Below are 22,278 nucleotides of genomic sequence, written 5' to 3'. Positions count from 1 at the left end.
TAACATAACAAGCTAAATCCATTATCATTAATCATACAATAAAATATAAAAGGATGAAGCAAAAACTTCATCCTTTTATATTTTATTTAGAAGAATAATTGGTAAATCGCTAATAACATGATAATTAAACTTGATATATATTCAGCATATTTCACCGTATTTTCACTTAAAAAACTATAAGTTAAGCGACATCCAAACTCAATAAATAAAATACTTAAAAGTAAACATGTTAATGAAGTGATATATATATTAAGCCCCGTTAGAGCTGCAGCAATTCCTAATCCAAAATTATTTAAACATAAAAATAATCCTAATACAGATGCTTCCTTTATATCTATTGACTTAGAATGATCCACATCAAAATTCTCTGCTAAATCAGCAGTATCATTAATGGTTGTAGCGTCATCGCTTGATTTTATTTGTTTATATAGTGCTTGATAAAACATATAAAAACCAAATAAAAAGAGTAATCCACTTCCTAGATACTGTGCAATTGATCCAATTATAAAATAATCGAAAAGATTTCCTATATACATACCAAGTAATGTTCCTAAACAAGAAATAATTCCTACGATTAAGTTACTAATAAAAGAGATTTTTATTCTTTTCGCTCCATAACTCAAACCAATAATTAAATTATCACATGTAGCAGATACAGAAAATAATAGTATAGCTAAAAAATTCATAGTTATCCCTACCTTTAGTTTGATACATAATAGTATATGTTAATAAACTAAAAGTGGACATATATACAAAAAAAGCACCCTTGCGGTGCATCATCATCAATTGGAGCGGGTGAAGAGAATCGAACTCTCACAGTCAGCTTGGAAGGCTGAAGTTCTACCATTAAACTACACCCGCAGGTATTTAATGAAAGGCCCAGCGACGTCCTACTCTCGCACTTGCGTACTACCCTCGGCGCTAAGGAGCTTAACTTCTGTGTTCGGTATGGGAACAGGTGTGCCCTCCTTGCCATCATCACTAGACCTCTGAAAGATTCGTTAATCTTCCAAAACTAGATATCTTCTTCAGTTTCGTTGGTTAAGTCCTCGATCGATTAGTATCAGTCCGCTCCATGTGTCACCACACTTCCACTCCTGACCTATCCACCTCGTCGTCTTCAAGGGATCTTACTTCTTTCGAATGGGAAATCTCATCTTGAGGGGGGCTTCACGCTTAGATGCTTTCAGCGTTTATCCCGTCCACACGTAGCTACCCAGCGATGCTCCTGGCAGAACAACTGGTACACCAGCGGTGTGTCCATCCCGGTCCTCTCGTACTAAGGACAGCTCCTCTCAAATTTCCTACGCCCACGACGGATAGGGACCGAACTGTCTCACGACGTTCTGAACCCAGCTCGCGTACCGCTTTAATGGGCGAACAGCCCAACCCTTGGGACCGACTACAGCCCCAGGATGCGATGAGCCGACATCGAGGTGCCAAACCTCCCCGTCGATGTGAACTCTTGGGGGAGATCAGCCTGTTATCCCCGGGGTAGCTTTTATCCGTTGAGCGACGGCCCTTCCATTCGGTACCGCCGGATCACTAAGCCCGACTTTCGTCCCTGCTCGACTTGTAGGTCTCGCAGTCAAGCTCCCTTCTGCCTTTACACTCTTCGAATGATTTCCAACCATTCTGAGGGAACCTTTGGGCGCCTCCGTTACTCTTTGGGAGGCGACCGCCCCAGTCAAACTGCCCACCTGACACTGTTCCCTGACCCGATGAGGGCCACGGGTTAGAACCCCAGTAACACAAGGGTAGTATCCCAACAGCGACTCCACCAAGACTGGCGTCCTGGTTTCTTCGTCTCCTACCTATCCTGTACATGTGCCACCAGTGCTCAATATCAAGCTACAGTAAAGCTCCACGGGGTCTTTCCGTCCTGTCGCGGGTAACCTGCATCTTCACAGGTACTATGATTTCACCGAGTCTCTTGTTGAGACAGCGCCCAGATCGTTACGCCTTTCGTGCGGGTCGGAACTTACCCGACAAGGAATTTCGCTACCTTAGGACCGTTATAGTTACGGCCGCCGTTTACTGGGGCTTCAATTCAAAGCTTCGCTTGCGCTAACCTCTCCTCTTAACCTTCCAGCACCGGGCAGGCGTCAGCCCCTATACATCACCTTGCGGTTTAGCAGAGACCTGTGTTTTTGATAAACAGTCGCCTGGGCCTATTCACTGCGGCTTGCTTTCACAAGCACCCCTTCTCCCGAAGTTACGGGGTCATTTTGCCGAGTTCCTTAACAAGAGTTCTCTCGCTCATCTTAGGATTCTCTCCTCGCCTACCTGTGTCGGTTATCGGTACGGGCACTTACTAAATTAACCCTAGAAGCTTTTCTTGGAAGCGTGACGTCAGTTGACTTCGCCTATTGGCTTCGGCATCACAGCTCAATGTTATGCCATGCGGATTTGCCTACATGACCACCTCACTGCTTACACGTGAATCCATTCACACGCTCAACTTAGCCTTCTCCGTCACTCCATCAGTTTAATAAGTGGTACAGGAATATCAACCTGTTGTCCATCGGCTACGCCTTTCGGCCTCACCTTAGGTCCCGACTTACCCAGGGCGGACGAGCCTTCCCCTGGAAACCTTAGGCTTTCGATGGATAGGATTCTCACCTATCTTTCGCTACTCACACCGGCATTCTCACTTCTAACCGCTCCACAGCTCCTTCCGGTACTGCTTCTCCGCTGTTAGAACGCTCTCCTACCACTGACTCTAAAGTCAATCCGCAGCTTCGGCGGTCCGTTTAGCCCCGGTACATTTTCGGCGCAGAGTCACTCGACTAGTGAGCTATTACGCACTCTTTAAAGGATGGCTGCTTCTAAGCCAACCTCCTAGTTGTCTGTGCATCTCCACATCCTTTTCCACTTAACGGACACTTGGGGGCCTTAGCTGGCGGTCTGGGCTCTTTCCCTTTTGACCATGGACCTTATCACCCACAGTCTGACTCCCGATGATATCTATCTGGCATTCGGAGTTTGATTGAGATCAGTACCCCGAGGTGGGGCCATCACCCATTCAGTGCTCTACCTCCAGTAGACTTAACATCGAGGCTAGCCCTAAAGCTATTTCGGAGAGAACCAGCTATATCCGTGTTCGATTGGAATTTCACCCCTAGCCACAAGTCATCCAAGCACTTTTCAACGTGCCCTGGTTCGGCCCTCCAGTCAGTGTTACCTGACCTTCAGCCTGCTCATGGCTAGCTCACACGGTTTCGGGTCTACAACATCGTACTCATCGCCCTATTCAGACTCGCTTTCGCTACGGCTCCGCATCTTCTGCTTAACCTCGCACGATATCGTAACTCGCCGGTTCATTCTACAAAAGGCACGCCATCACCCATGAACGGGCTCTGACTAGTTGTAGGCACACGGTTTCAGGTTCTCTTTCACTCCCCTTCCGGGGTTCTTTTCACCTTTCCCTCACGGTACTGGTTCACTATCGGTCACTAGGTAGTATTTAGCCTTACGAGATGGTCCTCGTTGATTCCGACGGGATTCCACGTGTCCCGCCGTACTCAGGATTCCTTCCATGCATTTCACAATTTCACCTACGGGACTCTCACCCCCTACGGTTGGCCTTCCCAGACCATTCGGCTATCATGATTTGTCAATTCTGAAGGTCCTACAACCCCGGACAAGTCCGGTTTGGGCTCTTCCCACTTCGCTCGCCGCTACTACGGGAATCGATCTTTCTTTCTTTTCCTCCAGGTACTTAGATGTTTCAGTTCCCTGGGTCTGTCTCCAATCTGGCTATGTATTCACCAGATGGTGCTAGCGTATCACCACTAGCGGGTTTCCCCATTCGGATATCCCCGGATCAATGCTCACTTACAGCTCCCCGAGGCGTTTCGCCGTTTGTCGCGTCCTTCGTCGACTCCTAGTGCCAAGGCATCCTCCGTGCGCCCTTATTCACTTAACCTATTTTAAATCTATTGATTGTTTCTTCTGAATGAAGATATCTAGTTTTCAAAGATCAACCTTGGAAGAAATTCTTCCAAAACTAAACAGAACGTCGCTTTCTCCATAGAAAGGAGGTGATCCATCCCCACCTTCCGGTAGGGATACCTTGTTACGACTTCACCCCAATCATCTACCCCACCTTAGGCAGCTCCCTCCTTGCGGTTAGGCCACTGACTTCGGGTGTTGTAAACTCTCGTGGTGTGACGGGCGGTGTGTACAAGACCCGGGAACGTATTCACCGCGACATTCTGATTCGCGATTACTAGCGATTCCAACTTCATGTAGGCGAGTTGCAGCCTACAATCCGAACTGAGATTGGCTTTATGAGGTTTGCTCCACGTCACCGCTTCGCTTCTCTTTGTACCAACCATTGTAGCACGTGTGTAGCCCAGGTCATAAGGGGCATGATGATTTGACGTCATCCCCACCTTCCTCCAGTTTGTCACTGGCAGTCTCGTTAGAGTCCCCAACTGAATGCTGGCAACTAACGACAGGGGTTGCGCTCGTTGCGGGACTTAACCCAACATCTCACGACACGAGCTGACGACAACCATGCACCACCTGTATCCATTGTCCCCGAAGGGAAAATCCTATCTCTAGGACGGTCAACGGTATGTCAAGACCTGGTAAGGTTCTTCGCGTTGCTTCGAATTAAACCACATGCTCCACCGCTTGTGCGGGTCCCCGTCAATTCCTTTGAGTTTCAGTCTTGCGACCGTACTCCCCAGGCGGAGTGCTTAATGCGTTAACTTCAGCACTGAGGTTCGACCCCCAACACTTAGCACTCATCGTTTACGGCGTGGACTACCAGGGTATCTAATCCTGTTTGCTCCCCACGCTTTCGCGCCTCAGTGTCAGTTACAGACCAGGAAGCCGCCTTCGCCACTGGTGTTCCTCCATATCTCTACGCATTTCACCGCTACACATGGAATTCCACTTCCCTCTTCTGCACTCAAGTTGACCAGTTTCCAATGACCCTCCACGGTTAAGCCGTGGGCTTTCACATCAGACTTAATCAACCACCTGCGCGCTCTTTACGCCCAATAATTCCGGATAACGCTCGCCACCTACGTATTACCGCGGCTGCTGGCACGTAGTTAGCCGTGGCTTTCTCATAAGGTACCGTCACACTCTAGCCATTTCCTACTAAAGTCGTTCTTCCCTTATAACAGAATTTTACAACCCGAAGGCCTTCATCATTCACGCGGCGTTGCTCGGTCAGGCTTTCGCCCATTGCCGAAGATTCCCTACTGCTGCCTCCCGTAGGAGTCTGGGCCGTGTCTCAGTCCCAGTGTGGCCGTTCACCCTCTCAGGTCGGCTACGCATCGTCGCCTTGGTAGGCCGTTACCCTACCAACTAGCTAATGCGCCGCAGGCTCATCCATCAGCGGTGCCAGGAGCACCTTTAAACTTTCGTCCTATCCGGTATTAGCGATCGTTTCCAATCGTTGTCCCCGTCTGATGGGCAGATGACCTACGTGTTACTCACCCGTTCGCCGCTCACCACCGAAGTGGTTCGCTCGACTTGCATGTATTAGGCACGCCGCCAGCGTTCATCCTGAGCCAGGATCAAACTCTCCATATTAAATGTTTGTTTTTATCCTAAGCTTCTGTTCGAAACTTTATCTTAAAAGTAAATGTTTCTTGACGTTCTGTTTAGTTTTCAAAGAACTTCTCATCACCTTGTTTTGGCGACTTTATTAGTTTATCATGTCTCACTTTTTCTGTCAAACACTTTTTTAAACTTTTTTAAATGGTGACCCGTACGGGATTCGAACCCGTGTATGCATGCGTGAAAGGCATGTGTGTTAAACCGCTTCACCAACGGGCCATTTATAAATGGCGGTCCAGACGGGAATCGAACCCGCGATCTCCTGCGTGACAGGCAGGCATGTTAACCGCTACACCACTGGACCTCTTATCAATTCAGCTTTTACATTTTATCATTGTGAAATCAAATTGTCAAATTCTTTTGAAAGTTTTTTTCTCTTGTTCTTTCGACCTGTATATAATATCATCGCTGTCGAAATTCGTCAATATATTTTCTAAAAAATTTAGAAAAAAGATTAATTTATCTCATCTATACAAGATTTTAACATTGACTACTTCTAAGATAATAAGATTTTGATTAAGTTATTGTACTTCCCCTTCTCTCATCTAGTAGATAAATGCTAAAGTAATTATAGACCTAAATAAAGGAGTAAGATTATTTAAAACGTTTAAACCATTTATTTCATTCTTTCATCTAACAAAAATATATTTGATTTCCAATCATTTAGATATAAATTTTTTATTATATATATAAACAGATAAGTTTTTCACATTTTTTCGCATAGTCTCTGGATCACTTCCGAAGGTCTCTCATTGATATGTCGAATAAATCCTTGAACAGCTTTTCTAATCTCATTTATATTTTTATAAAAGACGTTATGAATCACAGATTGTTTTAACCATTTCCATAATCCTTCAATTAAGTTTAATTCTGGACTATATGGTGGTAAAAAGATTAACCTTAATCTATTTTTGTGTTCGTTTAAAAAAGGTTGGATGAGTTTAGCGTGATGAATTCTTGCGTTATCTAAAATCATGACAATCTTTCCCGTTGGATATTGTTTCAGTACTTTTTTGAGGAATTCTAAAAAGATATCTGCTGTATAACGTTCTTCCTCCTGGACATAAACATGACCTGTCTCATAGTTAAGGATTCCTATTAATTTGACACTTTTATTATTTCCGTAAGTAGGAATAATCCGTTGTTTTCCTTTAGGAAACCAATTGTTGACTAATGATTGATAATCTCTGATAGAACTTTCATCTTGAAACAATAAAATGATCAATCTCTCCACGAATCAAAATTTTTTAATTGTTCAAATTCCTGTTTAAATCCCTCTTGTTTTTCTTGACTAGCTCTCGCTAATGAGTAAGTCGGGCGTGTGTAGCTAAAACCTAAGCGTAACAACATGTCACGCATTCCACCTTTAGAGAATGAAATTCCAAAGGTTTGCTTCACCCAGATGCATAATAGCTTACAATCCCAAGTCATGTACGGTTCAATCCCAACATCAGCGGGCGTTTTATGGATGAGGGTATGGATTAACTCAGCTTCTTGCTTAGGTGAAAGTTTCTTCGGACAGCCTGATTTTGGGCGTGGGTTTAATCCCTCAAGTCCATATTTTTTATAATTTCTAACATGTGTTCCGATGGTCTGAGCAGTGAAGGGAACCATCTTAGCGATTTCTACATTTTTATATCCTTGTAAGTGTAAATAGATGACTTGATAACGAGTATAAAGTTGTTTCGATAATGTTTCACGCATCGCTGTTTCAATTGATTTTAATTCTGTCTGATTCATAGTTGCCTCAATTTCTATCCTAAAATGTATAGTTAATATCTACTATTTTAACATACATTTTAACGAATTTTGACTACAAGTATTTAAATTAAAAAACTATGAATTACATTTCTGTTTATATATATATCCATCTTTGCTAATTGAGATTATAGTACCCAAAAAAACAACCATTGTTCTTACTACAAGAAATTAAATCTTAATTATTAATCAATTATAAATTAAGAATATTTAAAGGTTCTATAATATTTGGTGTTGCTGATGAAGCAACACCTTTTTTCATGGCATAAAAAAAGAGACATCCCGTCTCCGTCCTGTTACAATGTTATCGGCTAAAACAATATTGAAAGGATGGATTGGATGTCTCACTCATATTTTACTAGAAAACTCTTAAATATTAAAGACAAACAGATCACATTTGAGGAAGATTATTTGGAAGAAGTTAAAATTGAGGGTGTCACTCGCTTTGTTTTTAAAGGCATTTTATCTTATCAACCGACTCATTGTGAGCGGTGCGGAACTCTCTTTGATTCTAAATTTAAAAAGCATGGGTTCAAAACGTCTCGAATTGTCATTCCTAAAGTTTCACTCCATGATACTTATTTAGATTTAAAGAAACAACGTTACTACTGTGGGCATTGTCAGTCGACGTTCACTCTAAAAACATCGATTGTTGAAAAGAACTGCTTCATTTCTTACAACACCAAACATGCCATTGCGTTAGAAGCACAAAATAAAATCTCGGAGTCTGATATCGCTTGTCGTCATCAAGTGTCTCATTCCACTGTCAATCGGATCATTCATAGCTTCTATGAATCTCAATCATTAAATTTTAATTCCCTTCCTGAAAATCTTTGTTTTGATGAATTTAAATCGGTTAAATCTGCCCAGGGGCATATGTCCTTCATTTTTTGTGACGCTGATACGAAACAAATCATCGATATCATTGAAGATCGTCGGCTAAGCTCCCTTCAAACGTATTTTAAACGCTATACCCAAGAAGCACGTTCTCGCGTTAAACATATTGTCATTGATATGTATGCCCCTTATATCAGTTTAATTAAGGAGCTGTTTCCTCATGCCAAAATTGTGATTGATAAATTCCATCTTGTTCAACATCTCTCTCGTGCACTGAACAAAACTCGAATTCGATTCATGAAAAAATTTAAAAAACACAGTCGTAAATTCAAACGTTACTGGCGCTTATTCTTAAAGTCCCACACGTTAATTAATACCACCACTTATCGCTCCGTTTACTGTTTCAAACAACCGATGCGAGAAATTGATATCCTAAACTTTTTACTTGATTTATCTCCTGAGTTAAAAGCCACCTACAATCTCTATCAAGACTTACTTTTCACCCTCCAAACCAAAAACTTAGAGCGATTCAATCACTTACTTCAAGCCAAACACCCTCTGATTTCTCCTGAATTCCAAACTGCTTTTCAAACGTTTAAAACGTATCAATCTTATATTGAAAACACACTGACCACTTCGTACACCAATGGTCCCATTGAAGGCATTAACAATAAAATTAAAGTCATTAAACGAATCGCTTTTGGCTATCGTAGTTTCTACCATTTTAAATCAAGAATTCTTATCACTCAAAACCTAACTAAACCCAAAGTAAAAATCCTAGCAGCTTAGCCACTAGGATTTGGATTTAAGTCACTCATTGTAATAGGTTAAAAATTCATCAGCAACACTATTTGACAAAGAGCCTATTTAAAATAAAGGAGTACTTAGATCGATCTCATGACAGTAAAAATTCAATTCAATGAGTAATATATCCCGTACAAGGATTAATCATAAACCATTTGATGCTTTTTATAAGTACAAATTTTTTTATTGCTAATAAACAGTACTTAGAAAATAAAAAAAGAGCTCTTTCGAACTCATTGTTATCTTATTATGGCGCGCCCAAGAGGAGTCGAACCCCTAACCTTTTGATCCGTAGTCAAACGCTCTATCCAATTGAGCTATGGGCGCTTTTGTTGATTCTTGATGAGGTTTATTAGACATTCATTATGGTGCGGCCGAGAGGACTCGAACCTCCACAGGATTACTCCTACCAGCCCCTCAAGCTGGCGCGTCTACCATTCCGCCACGACCGCCTATCAGCTTTTCATGGCACATCACAATGAAGTTAATGGAGCGGGTGAAGAGAATCGAACTCTCACAGTCAGCTTGGAAGGCTGAAGTTCTACCATTAAACTACACCCGCATTTTGAATGGTCGGGAAGACAGGATTCGAACCTGCGACCCCCTGGTCCCAAACCAGGTGCTCTACCAAGCTGAGCCACTTCCCGTTCTCAATGGCGGTCCAGACGGGAATCGAACCCGCGATCTCCTGCGTGACAGGCAGGCATGTTAACCGCTACACCACTGGACCTTTTTAAATGGTGACCCGTACGGGATTCGAACCCGTGTATGCATGCGTGAAAGGCATGTGTGTTAAACCGCTTCACCAACGGGCCATACAACTAATTCACCATTTTATTTTTTATAATGGCGGAGCAGGAGGGATTTGAACCCTCGCGCCGGTTGCCCGACCTATACCCTTAGCAGGGGCACCTCTTCAGCCACTTGAGTACTGCTCCATTTTGTTTTTTTAACCTCGTCCCTGACGACTTCTATATAATAACATGGTACTAAATAAGAGTCAACACTTTTTATTAACTTTTTTTATTTTTTATTAATTCATAAATAAAAGACCGTATTTTCAGTGGATTACGGTCTTTTATCCTGACTATTGTTTCTCTTTTTCCCAACGTCTTAAATGTGGATAAGGATTAAATGCCCATTCACAACGTCCATCATACTTGTATAAACCAAAATGTAAATGAGGTGGAAATTTACCACTTGTTCCTTCTTTTCCGTATCCTGTACTTCCAACATAACCTATGACTTGACCCGGCTCGACAATATCGCCTTCTTTTAAATTACCTTCGTAGCCTTGTAAATGTGCATAGTATTGATAAGTATTATAGATGTCTCGAATACCAATACGATATCCTCCAAAATCATTCCATCCCATTACTTCAACAACTCCATAAGCTGTCGATAAAACTGGAGTTGAATATCCTGCAAAGATATCAATTCCTTCGTGAGAACGTGCACCTCCCCAACTTCTAGCTGTTCCATAGTTATCTTGGAAACTGTAACTATAGCGCTTTGAAACCGGTAGCGATCGCTTATCTAAAACAATAGTATCAAAGTGTTCAAATAATGATGAAATTTCCTCAATGATCATGACCGCCTGTTCATTTTGATAATAAGCAACAATAGCAGATTCAAACTCTTCAAAAGATCTTAAATACTCTACCATTGTATATAAGACGTCTTCTTCATTATTTATATCTGCTAATCCGTCACCGTCACCATCTTTACCAATACCACCGAATAAATTGATTGTATAGTAGTCACTATCATAATAATATGGATTTTCAGGCCCTGACCATCTCTCATTTAAAATACAAATCGAAATAGTATCATATTTTAGATTACCGCACTCTTCTCTAAACTTATGAATATTTCTTTCATATTGATCAACGGCTGCAATTTGATACCACGGAACTCCTGAAGCTACTTCATAATCTTTATACATTTTTAATCTTGCTTCATGATTACTACTATCTTCTGCTCTAGCCATTATACTAGGTAATATCGTAATAATTAATGATAAAATCATTATAGAGAATTTACGTTTCATGTTGTCCACCCATTTCTAGACTAGTTTCTATTCTATTAATAAAAAGGGAGACTACTGTTTTTTTATGAGTTATTCATTAATTTTATAAAACACTAACATTAATAGACGAATACATCCAAAAATATAAATCTAATTTAAAATAATCGTAAATAATATTAATTCTAAACTGATAATATTATAAACAATACTAATTTTAATTCGAACTAGTCAATTCCCTTTTCATTAATTAACTGTTCATAGTATGCTAATTTTTAATCATTGTATTCTACATCTAACCAAATACGTCTAGATATTTTTGAACGTCAACAAGTCGTTCCGTAAATCCAAAGTTGTAAAACCAAAAAGATAATAAAGAAAAATGTACAAAATGATATACCAATAAATCCGTACTTTTCATGATTATGATTATAGACGTAGTAACAAAAAATACTAATGACAAACCATATCATAATAAAAATAGTTGTTATTCCAAATCCACATATGATTAAGAAGATTAGTGTTATTAATAGATTAACGATGAGTTCAATCTTTAAAATGATTCGTTTATTATTAAATTTTAATTTTTTTGATCGGATTAGAAAGAAAAAAAAGCCAATAAAAATAATAATCATTAATAAAATACTACTTATAAAAAACATTTTAACACCCGCTTTTTTTAATGATACTTTATTATAGCAATTATTTAAACTTAATAATTAAAAAGGGAGAGAAAATTTTAGTTTTCTCTCCCTTTTAAGTTATCCAATCGCAAATGTCAGTTCAGCTTCTACTGCAATCTGATCTCCTAGTTTAGCCACAGCTTTTCCAACACCTATGTTTCCTTTCACTTTAATTAACTCTGTTTCTAAAGTTAAACGATCACCAGGAATAACTTTTTGACGAAACTTTGCTGACTTAATTCCTGCAAAATAAGCGATTTTACCTTTATTGGCTTCTAAACTTAAAATCGCAACTGCTCCGACTTGAGCTAACGCCTCAATAATAAGGACGCCTGGCATGACATGTTGTTGAGGAAAGTGTCCCATAAATTGCATCTCATTAGATGAAATACACTTTACACCTAATGCGCGTTTTCCTGGCTCTAATTCATCAATACGATCAATTAATAAAAACGGATATCGATGTGGAATGATTTCTTGAATTTGATTACTGTTTAGTACCACTACTTCACCTTCTTTGTTTTATATATAATATAGAAAGAGTTTTTTATTATCCTACATATTTTTTAAGAATAATACATGCATTATGTCCACCAAAACCTAATGAATTTGATATAGCGTATTGGATTTCTTCTTCACGACCAAAATTTGGAATAATATCTAGATTACACTCTGGATCCGGTTGTAAGTAGTTAATCGTTGGTGGAACAAATCCATCTTGTAATGCTTTAACCGTAATAATTGCCTCTACAGCTCCCGCTGCTCCTAAAAGATGTCCTGTATGTCCTTTTGTTGAACTCACCATAACTTTTGTATGATCACCAAAAACCTTTTTAATACCTAACGTTTCTAGCTTATCGTTAAGAGGAGTTGACGTTCCGTGAGCATTGATGTAATCAATGGCATCTGCTGATAATTTAGCATCCTCAAGTGCCATATTAAAACAAGCCGCTGCTCCGTTAGCTTCGGCATCTGGTGCTGTCATATGAAAAGCATCACAGCTAACGCCATATCCGATCATTTCTGCATAAATCGTTGCTCCACGTTGTTTAGCGTGTTCATATTCTTCTAACACTAATGCTCCTGCCCCTTCACCCATAACAAATCCACTACGTTCGGCATCAAATGGAATAGAGGCACGATTTTTATCTGTCGCTGTGGATAAAGCTTTCATAGCTGAAAACCCTCCGATTCCTAGTGGCGTAATGGAAGCTTCTGCTCCTCCAGTTAGCATAATATCTGCATAACCATCACGTACATACTTAAATGCTTCTCCAATAGAATTTGTCCCCGCTGCACAAGCCGTAACAATATCTAGACATGCACCTTTAGCCCCTAGCATAATCGCAACATTTCCCGCTGCTAAATTTCCAATAGCCATAGGAATAAAAAATGGAGAAATACGCTCATATCCTTTTTGCATTCCTTTTTCTTTTTCATTTTCGATTGTTTGTAGTCCACCAATTCCCGAACTTAAAATCACACCAAAACGATGTTCGTCCATTTCGTTTATATTTAGTTTTGAATCTAAAAAGGCTTGTTTTGAAGCAATCATAGCTAACTGACTAAATCGATCTAATCGTTTAGCCTCTTTTTTATTCATATAAGACTCAATATCTAAGTTCTTCACTTCAGCTGCTAATTTCACTTTAAAATCTGTTACATCGAAACGAGTAATTTGATCAATTCCGCAAACTCCGTTTTTAATGTTTTCCCACATCGTTTCAACATCATTTCCTACTGGACAGACGGTTCCAAGTCCTGTAACTACGACTCTTCGCTTACTCATAAAATCACACCTTCCTTTTTAAATTGCCATTCCGCCATCAACAACTAAAACTTGTCCGGTAATGTACCGGGCGTCATCACTTACTAAAAATGCAACAGCGTTCGCAATATCTTCTACCTCTCCTAATTGGCCTAATGGAATATTCTCTAAAACTTTGGCTGTAATCTCTTCTGATAGATTAGCGGTCATATCTGATTTAATGTAACCAGGTGCCACTGCATTCACACGAATGTTTCTTGAAGCAAATTCTTTAGCTAATGATTTGGTTAATCCAATGACTCCAGCTTTAGAAGCTGCATAATTAGCCTGTCCAATGTTCCCACTCATTCCAACAACTGAAGATAAGTTGATAATGACACCTGATCGTTGCTTCAAAATAAAACGCGTCACGCTTTTACAAACATTCCATGTTCCTTTAAGATTTACATCAATAACAGAGTTAAAAGCTTCTTGATCCATCCGCATCATGAGATGATCTGATGTGATACCTGCATTATTAATAATAATATCTAAGCGACCAAAATCTTTAATAATTTGTTTGGTCATGTCCTCTACTTCTTCATAATTTGCCACATTTGCCTGATAAATCTTAGCATGAACACCATAAGACTTGGCTGATTGTAACGTTTCTTCTGCTTTTTGAATATTTCCAGCATAGTTAATTGCAACATTACATCCAAGTGAAGCTAATTTTAAAGTAATTGCAGCACCGATTCCACGTGATGCACCGGTAATCAGAGCGACTTTTCCGTCTAACTTCATTAAAACTTCCTCCTAATTCTTTAAGGCTTTAATTGTCGCCTCTAACGATTTCATATCTTCGACATTTAAGAGTTGAACGTTGCGATCAATTTTTTTAATGAATCCACTCAACGTTTTGCCAGGTCCAACTTCAATGAATGTCCCTACCCCATCTGCAATCATTTGACGAATACTTGCTTCCCATTTCACACTTGAGGCCATTTGTTTAACCATTAAGTTTTTTAAGTTTAGTGGGGGGTCATAGTAATCACCTAAAACATTTAAGACAATTGGAATTTGAGGTTCTTTTAAGTCTTTTTCATTTAAAACTTGCTCAAATATTTGTGCTGTTTGTTTGAGTAATGACGTATGAAAAGGTCCGCTCACTGGTAAAGTCAAAGCACGTTTTGCTCCGTGATTTTTAGCGATCTCACACGCATAAGCAACAGCATCTACTTCACCACCAATAACAATTTGTCCGGGACAATTTAAGTTAGCTATCTCGACAACGCCTTTATCTGATGCTACTTTGCAAACAATCTTTACTTTTTCCAAATCGAGCCCTAATATAGCTGCCATTTGACCATGATTAGAAGCAGCACCCATTAACTCTCCACGTTTAGCTACTAATTTGACACCTTCTTCAAAACTAAAGACATTAGCTGCACATAAGGCTGAATACTCACCTAAACTAAATCCAGCTACTACATCTGCCTGAATTCCTTTTTGTTGTAATAAAGCTAATGCCATTTGTGAGACAACAAAAATAGCTGGTTGTGTATAAGTCGTTTCATTAATTAATCCTTGTGAGTCTTCAAAACAAATTTCTTTTAAATCAAATGATAATAATGCATTGGCTTGATCCATTAAATCACGCGCTGTTTCACTCGATTCGTAAAACGACTTTCCCATTCCTACCGTTTGTGCTCCTTGGCCTGAAAAAATAAATGCGACTTTTGACATTATTAATTCTCCCTTGCAATTAACCGATTTTTAAATTTTTGCAAACTAGTGATGCATGATGATAAATATCTTCAATAATTTCTGCAACGGTTTGAATTTCAGAAAGCATTCCCGCTACTTGTCCAACCATAACGGATCCAGATTTTATATCGCCTTCTAACACAGCTTTACGTAATGATCCTAACGTTAAGTATTCTAAATCTTCCGCCGACACACCTTGTTTTTCAAGGGCGATATATTCACGCGTCATTGGGTTTTTTAAACAACGAACAGGCACACCTACACTACGACCCGTTACAACTGTGTCTGTATCTTTAGCTTTAATGACTGCTAACTTATAGTTTTCATGGACAGGACATTCTTTAGCTGTTAAAAAGCGACTACCGATTTGAACACCGCAAGCTCCTAGTGCTAAAGCAGCGATAAATCCACGTCCATCAGCAATTCCACCGGCTGCAATAACAGGTAAATCAACTGCATCAACGACTTGTGGAAGTAGAGTCATCGTTGTTAGTTCACCTACATGACCGCCTGACTCTGTTCCTTCAGCAATAATGGCATCAACCCCTAATCGTGCCATTCGTTTAGCAAGCGCAACGGATGGCACAACTGGAATAATTTTAATATTAGCTTCCTTAAACATGTTGATATATGGACCTGGACTTCCAGCCCCTGTTGTCACAACATGGACTCCTTCTTCAACAATGACTTTTGCTAATTCATCACAATGTGGATTCATTAACATCAAGTTAACACCAAAGGGTTTATCCGTTAGCTTTTTACACCTTCTAATTTCATCTCTTAGACGATCTGCATCCCAACCACCAGAACCAATGACACCAAGACCACCTGCATTTGAAACAGCAGCAGCAAGTTCTGCTAATGAGATATTTGCCATCCCGCCTTGAATTATTGGATATTTTATATTTAATAAAGTTGTCAAAGACATCTTTTTATTCTCCTTTATCATTCAATCTAAATAGAAATAATACATCCGCCCCATGTTAATCCGCCACCAAATCCAATCACCATCACTTTATCTCCATTTTTCAATCGTTGCTTTTTAATTGCATCATGTAATGCAATTGGAATACTTGCTGCTGACGTATTTCCATACTCAGAGACATTTAAAAAGAATTTTTCACTCGAAACTTTTAAATCTTTAACAACTTTATCAATAATTCGTTTGTTCGCTTGATGTGGAATAATTAAAGAAATATCATCTAAAGATAAGTTAGTTTGTTCAAGTAACTTCGTGATCGTTTCCTTGATCGCTGTAATAGCGAACTTAAACACTTGTTGCCCATTCATCTGTAGGTAAATGGGGTGCACTTTGGATGGAATAAACGGATGGTTTAACGGGATTTGAGTTGTTATTAAGGAATCTTGTTCATCACCTGCTGAATTAAGATAAAAACTGTTTTCTAAATCCTGTTCATATTCAACAACAACAGCACCACTTCCATCTCCAAATAAAACACAAGTTCCACGATCATTCCAATCTATGATTTTTGATAAGACTTCAGCTCCAATAATTAATGCTTTTTTTACTGTTTTTGTTTTAAGAAATTGCTCGGCTACACTTAACGCATAAACAAACCCACAACATGCTGCATTCAAATCAAATGCAATTATCTGTTGATCATTTAATCCAAGCCTTGCTTGTACGAGACAAGCCGTAGAAGGAGTTAATCGTTCAGGTGTAAAGGTTGCAACAATAATTAAACCAATATCAGAAGAATCAATATGACTTTGCTTTATTGCACGATGAGCCGCCTCATAAGCTAAATCAACTGTGTTTTCAGTGGTTACGATGTAGCGATTATGAATACCTGTTCGAGTTGTGATCCATTCATCAGTTGTTTCAACAATTGATTCCAGTTTTTGATTACTAACTTTAAAACTTGGAACGTACATACCGGTTCCAATAACTTTAATTGCCACTAAACTCACCTCCACTTTCTCATAAATTAACGATGGTTATAATCATACTTTCCTATTGAACGATACTTTCTATAACGCTTAGCTAGTAGTTGTTTAGTAGATACTTTTTTTACTTGAGATAAGTAGTCCTCTAAATCCGTTTTTAGTTGATCAAAAACATACTGTGGAAACTGATGAGCTCCACCAACAGGCTCTTTAATTACTTTTTCGATCATCCCCATTTCTAAATAATCTTGTGCGGTTAGTTTCATCACTTCAGCGGCTTCTTTAGCTCGCGAACCATCTTTATATAAAATAGAAGCAAATCCTTCAGGAGATAAAATGGAGTAGATAGCGTATTGTAACATCCAGATTTGATCACTTACTCCTAAAGCTAGTGCGCCTCCACTTCCACCTTCTCCAATCACAATCGATAGTGTGGGAACCTTTAGACTCGACATCTCCTTAAGACACTGTGCAATCGCATGACCTTGGCCTCGTTCCTCTGCTTCAGCACCTGGATAGGCACCTGGTGTATCGATAAATGTAATCACTGGACGATTAAACTTTTCAGCCTGCTTCATTAAACGTAAAACTTTTCGATAACCTTCAGGATGCGGCATTCCAAAATTACATTTGATATTTTCAGCTGTGGTATTTCCTTTTTGATGAGCAATGACAGTTATCACTTTGTTTCCAAGTTTAGCAATCCCACCAATAATGGCTTCATCATCTGCGTATAAACGATCCCCATGAAGTTCAATAAATGAATCAAAGATATAATCAATATAATCACGAGCTTTTGGTCTTTTAGGATGACGTGCAAGTGTTACATGATCCCAAGCGCTTAAATGTTCATAAGCACGAGTTTTGTAAAGGCGTAATTGCTGTTGAAGTTCTTCTACTTCTGCATGATTTTCAATTGATATTTCATCTAAACGTGCCTCTATCTCTGCTATTTTCGTTTCAATATCTAAAATACCCACTATCTCTCACTCCCTTCATGTAAGGCAATAAGCTGTGAAATCATTTGTTTAAGTCTATGACGACTAACCACTAAATCAATAAGTCCTTTTTCTTGTAAAAATTCTGCCGTTTGAAAATGATCAGGTAGTGATTGTTTAAGTGTCTGTTCAATCACACGTCGACCCGCAAACCCAATAGCAGCACCTTTTTCAGCGATTAAAATATCTCCAAGTGTTGCAAAGGAAGCAGTCACCCCTCCCATCGTTGGTTGAGTTAAAACACTAATATAAAGTAATCCTGCTTGATGATGCTTAGCAATCGCTGCTGAAGTTTTAGCCATCTGCATTAATGAATAAATTCCTTCTTGCATTCGTGCTCCACCTGAAGCGCAAATTAAAACTAACGGAAGCTTGCGGGAAGTGGCTACCTCGATGAGACGTGTGACTTTTTCACCAACAACCGATCCCATACTCCCCATCATAAAATAGCTATCCATAATACCAATTGCTACTGTTTGTCCATCAATTTTAGCAATTCCTGTCATCACTGCTTCATTCATTTGATTAACTTCCATTAATCCTTCAATTTTTTGTTCATAGCCCGGAAACTTAAGTGGATTAAGACTAACTAATCTAGCATTAATTTCTTTAAATGATCCCATATCTACAAGACTATTTAACCGTTTGGTCGCAGACATACGGTAATGATATCCACAGTTTGAACAAACCTCTAAATTAGAAGAGAGTTCTCTAACAGGAAGAACTTCTTTACACGATTCACATTTAGTATAAATTCCCTCGTTCACATCGCGTTTAGTTGTGGCTGATTTAACTTTTTTTTGACGTTGTAAAAAAAATCCCATGCTCTAAATCACCTCCAGTTCGTGCATATGCTTTTGAATAAAACTGGTATCATAATCATTTTCAATAAACTTTGGATGCTCCATAATCGCATATTGAAAGTCAATATTAGTCTCAATTCCTTCAACAACAAGTTCTTCTAAAGAACGTTTCATCTTAGCGATAGCTTCTTGACGATCTAATCCATGAACAATAAGTTTTCCAACCATCGAGTCATAAAAAGGAGGAATATGATACCCTTGATAAACAGATGTATCTACTCGAACACCTAATCCACTTGGAATATTTAACGTTACAATTTGTCCTGGGGAAGGTTTAAAGTTTTGTGAAGGATTTTCTGCATTAATTCGGCATTCCATCGCATGACCGCTTATTTTAACATCTACTTGTTTAAAAGCTAAAGGTTGTCCTGAGGCAATTTTAATTTGTTCTTTTATTAAATCAATTCCTGTAATCATCTCAGTAATGGGATGTTCGACTTGAATACGTGTATTCATTTCAATAAAGTAAAAATTATGGTGTTTATCTAGTAAAAATTCAATCGTTCCTGCATTTTCATATCCAACAGTTTTTGCTGCACGAACAGCTATTTCTCCCATCTTATCTCTCGTTTTAGCATCTAATACTGGAGAAGGTGCCTCCTCGATTACTTTTTGGTTACGTCGTTGAACAGAACAATCTCGGTCAAATAAATGAATCACATTTCCAAATTGATCGGCTAAAATTTGAAACTCAATATGACGTGGATTTTCGATGAATTTTTCAAGATACATTGAATCATCTCCAAATGCCATCTTTGCTTCTAGTTTTGCCGTTTGAAATAAATCTGCAAACTCTTCTTCGTTCCTAATGATACGCATGCCGCGTCCACCGCCACCAGCCGATGCTTTGACTAAAACAGGATAACCAATTTGCGAAGCAATCTCTTTTCCTTGCTTTATTGTTTGAACAAGTCCATCAGATCCCGGTACAACCGGAATACCAGCTTCTATCATCATTTCACGAGCTTTCGATTTATTTCCCATATGATCGATAACAGTACCTTTGGGACCAATAAACTTTAATCCTAGTTCCTCCGTTAAGGCAGCAAACGTACTATTTTCTGATAAAAATCCGAAGCCAGGGTGAATGGCGTCGCATCCAGTAGCTACTGCTGCACTCAAAATATTATTCATATTTAAATAACTATCTTGAACTCTAGCTGATCCGACGCAAATAGCTTCATCTGCTAAGTCCACATGAAGTCCACGATGATCAGCCGTAGAAAAAATAGCTACTGTCTCAATTCCCATCTCTTTGCAAGCACGGATAATTCGAACAGCAATTTCACCACGATTAGCAATTAATATTTTTCGTAGCATGTTTACACCTCACTTTTTTCACTTTTAAATTAAGCACTATTACTCAAGAATCATTAATAATTGATCAAATCCTACCGCTTCTTCGTTTTGAACTTTAATTTCTTTAACGACACCCTCGTATGGTGATTCGATTTCATTCATCACTTTCATTGCCTCAATAATACATAGAGGTTGCCCCTTTTTCACTGTATCTCCGACTGATACAAAAGGCTTTCCACCTGGTTCATTTGAACTATAAAATGTTCCTACGAGAGGTGCTTTCACCTGTTTTCCATGATTAGAGGTTGTGCACTCAATGGTTTCAGGATTGACAGACACAATTTGTGTTTGATTAATCGGCACCATATCTACTGTTTTTAATTGTCCTGCATGAGCTACCTCGATCATTTCTTTCGTTTCACGCTGCAAAGAAACTTTGAATCCTTCGACTTCGACTTGAAGTTTAGTCATATCACTATCCGAAAAACGATCCATCAGTTGTAACACTTGATTCATATAATCATCTTTTTTGTTATCTTTGATAGATGCACCATCTGCTAGGTTCATCTTGATCCCTCCATTAGTTTTAAATTCAAAAACTTTTCAATTCAAATAGTTTGATTTTCAAATATAGTAACTAATATAAAGGACAGATTCTAATCTGTCAATCATTTCCACACTATTCACATGAATTATTTTAATTTGCTAATATTTCATCTTTTAACGTTTGCATTAAATGTTTAACGGTAACTAACTCATTAATCCGATAAGCATTTGATCCACAAAATAATAAAGCATCATCAATCTCACCACGAACCGCATGAATCAATGCTTGACTTATACAATAAACAGTCGTAGCTGGGCGACATGGTTTGATACAGTTATAACATTTTTTTATCTTCCCACGCTTAGTTCCATATCTTTCACTAAATTGATTTCGTATAGCGCGACCTGGCATTCCTACTGGACTCTTGACTAAAATGATATCTTCCTCCTTTGCATCAATAATCGCTTGCTTAAAATTCGGATGGGCATCGCATTCTTCTGTTGCAATAAATCGGGTTGCCATTTGAACACCTGATGCACCTAACTTCAAATAATGAACAATATCTGAACCATCAAAAATACCGCCAGCAACAATAACTGGAATCTCTTTATTATATTTCGTGGCATAGGCATTAGTAATTTCAATCACTTCTTTTACAATTTGATCTAAGTCAATTAAGTCTGATTCAATATCTTCGGCTTTAAACCCTAGATGTCCACCAGCTTTTGGGCCTTCAATTACAATCATATCCGGTGCAACCTGATACTTGCGATCATAATTTTTAAGTAAAACCTGTGCTGCACGAGCGCTTGAAACAATGGGAGCAAATAGAGTCTGACTTCCTTTTAAGTGAGCTGGTAGCGTTAATGGTAACCCAGCCCCAGAAATAATAATATCAACTCCTGCGTCAACCGCTGCTTCAACGTGTTCTTCATAATGTTCCATAGCGACCATTAAGTTAATTCCAATCATTTTTCCTTTTGCCATTTCTTTTGCTTTTTTTATATGTTTTTTTATTGCTCTTAAGTTTGCCTGTAATGTATTAACTTCAAAATCAGGCTCGTCATGTCCTATTTGAGCTCCAGATAAAACACCAAGTCCTCCGCAATTTGAAACAGCTGCTGCCAAATTCGATCGTGATATTCCAATTCCCATTCCACCTTGAACAATAGGAAGTTCCAATGTAAAACTACCGATTTTTAATGGTTTAACATCCAATTCATTCACCGCCTTATTTTATTTAGTCTTGTAAACTATATCATAAGCTTAACAACACTATTTTAATTATTTCGAGATGGATTATAGCACACTTTTTAATAACCATTCATTATTTTTTTTGAAAATCAAAGTATTTTTTAAATTTAAAAGGTGATTGTTAACGCTTTAACACTTGTAGATTAACTTTCAAGCACTTAAATGTCGAAAAAAAGAGATTACTTTTGAGAAACTTTTTTAAAGATT

14 protein-coding genes, 10 tRNA genes, 3 rRNA genes and 1 pseudogene are annotated in these 22,278 nt (G+C 38.7%); 1 reads left to right on the top strand and 27 read right to left on the bottom strand.

What is annotated here, in order from left to right; genetic code table 11:
- Positions 1-86: 86 nt before the first annotated feature.
- From JRC48_RS11440 to JRC48_RS11405, 8 genes and pseudogenes are all read right to left on the bottom strand, one after another.
- Positions 87-686 carry a manganese efflux pump gene (locus JRC48_RS11440; protein WP_235069619.1) on the bottom strand — a complete coding sequence of 200 codons (600 nt, stop codon included), beginning with the start codon at positions 684-686 and terminating at the stop codon, positions 87-89.
- Positions 687-787: 101 nt separating this feature from the next.
- Positions 788-861: transfer RNA gene (locus JRC48_RS11435), tRNA-Gly, on the bottom strand.
- A gap of 16 nt (positions 862-877) precedes the next feature.
- Positions 878-986, bottom strand: a 5S ribosomal RNA gene (gene rrf, locus JRC48_RS11430).
- A 51-nt stretch (positions 987-1,037) separates the two neighbouring features.
- Positions 1,038-3,928 (bottom strand): 23S ribosomal RNA (locus JRC48_RS11425).
- A gap of 108 nt (positions 3,929-4,036) precedes the next feature.
- Positions 4,037-5,553: ribosomal RNA gene (locus JRC48_RS11420) — 16S ribosomal RNA — on the bottom strand.
- The 16S, 23S and 5S rRNA genes sit together here with 3 tRNA genes alongside, the layout of an rRNA operon.
- 169 nt (positions 5,554-5,722) lie before the next feature.
- Positions 5,723-5,799 (bottom strand) — tRNA-Glu (locus tag JRC48_RS11415).
- A gap of 9 nt (positions 5,800-5,808) precedes the next feature.
- Positions 5,809-5,884: transfer RNA gene (locus JRC48_RS11410), tRNA-Asp, on the bottom strand.
- 402 nt (positions 5,885-6,286) lie between these two features.
- A pseudogene (locus JRC48_RS11405) lies at positions 6,287-7,320 on the bottom strand (IS630 family transposase).
- Positions 7,321-7,677: 357 nt separating this feature from the next.
- Here JRC48_RS11405 and JRC48_RS11400 point away from each other — a divergent pair.
- Positions 7,678-8,964, top strand: a complete 1,287-nt coding sequence (locus JRC48_RS11400; RefSeq protein ID WP_235069617.1) for an ISL3 family transposase — start codon at positions 7,678-7,680, stop codon at positions 8,962-8,964.
- A gap of 265 nt (positions 8,965-9,229) precedes the next feature.
- Here the strand turns inward: JRC48_RS11400 and JRC48_RS11395 are convergent.
- The 19 genes from JRC48_RS11395 to JRC48_RS11305 all read right to left on the bottom strand — a co-directional run bounded on the left by JRC48_RS11395 (position 9,230) and on the right by JRC48_RS11305 (position 22,035).
- A tRNA-Arg gene (locus JRC48_RS11395) sits at positions 9,230-9,306 on the bottom strand.
- A gap of 39 nt (positions 9,307-9,345) precedes the next feature.
- Positions 9,346-9,431, bottom strand: a tRNA-Leu gene (locus JRC48_RS11390).
- A gap of 36 nt (positions 9,432-9,467) precedes the next feature.
- Positions 9,468-9,541 (bottom strand) — tRNA-Gly (locus JRC48_RS11385).
- A gap of 8 nt (positions 9,542-9,549) precedes the next feature.
- Positions 9,550-9,626 (bottom strand) — tRNA-Pro (locus JRC48_RS11380).
- 7 nt (positions 9,627-9,633) lie between these two features.
- Positions 9,634-9,709: transfer RNA gene (locus JRC48_RS11375), tRNA-Asp, on the bottom strand.
- Between the two features lie 8 nt (positions 9,710-9,717).
- Positions 9,718-9,794 (bottom strand) — tRNA-Glu (locus JRC48_RS11370).
- Between the two features lie 32 nt (positions 9,795-9,826).
- Positions 9,827-9,917: transfer RNA gene (locus JRC48_RS11365), tRNA-Ser, on the bottom strand.
- A gap of 149 nt (positions 9,918-10,066) precedes the next feature.
- Complete coding sequence (locus JRC48_RS11360) at positions 10,067-11,029, bottom strand: M23 family metallopeptidase (RefSeq protein WP_235069616.1); 963 nt, start codon at positions 11,027-11,029, stop codon at positions 10,067-10,069.
- A 737-nt stretch (positions 11,030-11,766) separates the two neighbouring features.
- Positions 11,767-12,192 carry a 3-hydroxyacyl-ACP dehydratase FabZ gene (gene fabZ / locus JRC48_RS11355; protein WP_235069615.1) on the bottom strand — a complete coding sequence of 142 codons (426 nt, stop codon included), beginning with the start codon at positions 12,190-12,192 and terminating at the stop codon, positions 11,767-11,769.
- A gap of 46 nt (positions 12,193-12,238) precedes the next feature.
- Positions 12,239-13,477, bottom strand: a complete 1,239-nt coding sequence (gene fabF, locus JRC48_RS11350; protein WP_235069614.1) for a beta-ketoacyl-ACP synthase II — start codon at positions 13,475-13,477, stop codon at positions 12,239-12,241.
- An 18-nt stretch (positions 13,478-13,495) separates the two neighbouring features.
- On the bottom strand, positions 13,496-14,239 hold the full coding sequence (gene fabG, locus JRC48_RS11345; protein ID WP_235069613.1) for a 3-oxoacyl-[acyl-carrier-protein] reductase: 744 nt from the start codon (positions 14,237-14,239) through the stop codon (positions 13,496-13,498).
- Between the two features lie 12 nt (positions 14,240-14,251).
- On the bottom strand, positions 14,252-15,181 hold the full coding sequence (gene fabD / locus JRC48_RS11340) for an ACP S-malonyltransferase (protein WP_235069612.1): 930 nt from the start codon (positions 15,179-15,181) through the stop codon (positions 14,252-14,254).
- A gap of 19 nt (positions 15,182-15,200) precedes the next feature.
- Positions 15,201-16,130: an enoyl-[acyl-carrier-protein] reductase FabK gene (gene fabK / locus JRC48_RS11335; RefSeq protein WP_235069611.1), complete on the bottom strand. Its 930-nt coding sequence runs from the start codon at positions 16,128-16,130 to the stop codon at positions 15,201-15,203.
- A gap of 26 nt (positions 16,131-16,156) precedes the next feature.
- Positions 16,157-17,125 (bottom strand): beta-ketoacyl-ACP synthase III, encoded by a 969-nt coding sequence (locus JRC48_RS11330; protein WP_235069610.1) that lies wholly within the window; start codon positions 17,123-17,125, stop codon positions 16,157-16,159.
- Between the two features lie 26 nt (positions 17,126-17,151).
- Positions 17,152-18,090 (bottom strand): acetyl-CoA carboxylase carboxyltransferase subunit alpha, encoded by a 939-nt coding sequence (locus JRC48_RS11325; protein WP_235069609.1) that lies wholly within the window; start codon positions 18,088-18,090, stop codon positions 17,152-17,154.
- Positions 18,090-18,932 carry an acetyl-CoA carboxylase, carboxyltransferase subunit beta gene (gene accD, locus JRC48_RS11320; RefSeq protein WP_235069608.1) on the bottom strand — a complete coding sequence of 281 codons (843 nt, stop codon included), beginning with the start codon at positions 18,930-18,932 and terminating at the stop codon, positions 18,090-18,092. Before accD ends, JRC48_RS11325 begins: the two co-directional genes overlap by 1 nt.
- 3 nt (positions 18,933-18,935) lie before the next feature.
- Positions 18,936-20,291 (bottom strand): acetyl-CoA carboxylase biotin carboxylase subunit, encoded by a 1,356-nt coding sequence (locus JRC48_RS11315; RefSeq protein WP_235069607.1) that lies wholly within the window; start codon positions 20,289-20,291, stop codon positions 18,936-18,938.
- 39 nt (positions 20,292-20,330) lie between these two features.
- Complete coding sequence (gene accB / locus JRC48_RS11310) at positions 20,331-20,837, bottom strand: acetyl-CoA carboxylase biotin carboxyl carrier protein (protein ID WP_235069606.1); 507 nt, start codon at positions 20,835-20,837, stop codon at positions 20,331-20,333.
- Positions 20,838-20,967: 130 nt separating this feature from the next.
- The gene (locus JRC48_RS11305) at positions 20,968-22,035 is read right to left on the bottom strand and encodes a nitronate monooxygenase family protein (RefSeq protein ID WP_235069605.1); all 1,068 of its coding nucleotides are present in this window, start codon (positions 22,033-22,035) and stop codon (positions 20,968-20,970) included.
- Positions 22,036-22,278 lie beyond the last annotated feature (243 nt).

The organism is Turicibacter sp. TJ11 (assembly GCF_021497505.1).
GTDB lineage: Bacteria > Bacillota_I > Bacilli_A > MOL361 > Turicibacteraceae > Turicibacter.
Note: the sequence above shows the minus strand (reverse complement) of the source record. Positions and strands in the feature narration are given on the sequence as shown.